The sequence below is a fragment of the Bradyrhizobium cosmicum genome (assembly GCF_032290525.1).
Taxonomy (GTDB): Bacteria; Pseudomonadota; Alphaproteobacteria; order Rhizobiales; family Xanthobacteraceae; genus Bradyrhizobium; species Bradyrhizobium cosmicum_A.
Genome location: NZ_JASXTA010000598.1, coordinates 1 through 236 on the forward strand (window position 1 = coordinate 1; position 236 = coordinate 236).

Annotated in this window: 1 protein-coding gene; it reads left to right on the forward strand. The window is 64.8% G+C overall.

Annotated features, from left to right (window positions below):
• Positions 1–86: 86 nt before the first annotated feature.
• Positions 87–236: glycine--tRNA ligase subunit beta (locus tag QSV46_RS41070; RefSeq protein ID WP_314964512.1), on the forward strand; the 150-nt coding region annotated here is incomplete at its 3' end.

Below are 236 nucleotides of genomic sequence, written 5' to 3' on the forward strand. Positions count from 1 at the left end.
CGGCAGAGCTACATCATGCGCGTGCGCGAATTGGCAAAGGCCTGCGGCGAAGCCTGGGTTCACACCGAAGCGGGCAGGGCGGTCTGATGCCTGATCTTCTGCTGGAACTGTTTTCCGAAGAAATCCCCGCGCGCATGCAGGCGAAGGCGGCGGACGATCTGCGCCGCATGGTGACCGACAAGCTCGTCGCCGAGGGCCTGGTCTATGAAGGCGCGAAAGCGTTCGCGACGCCGCGG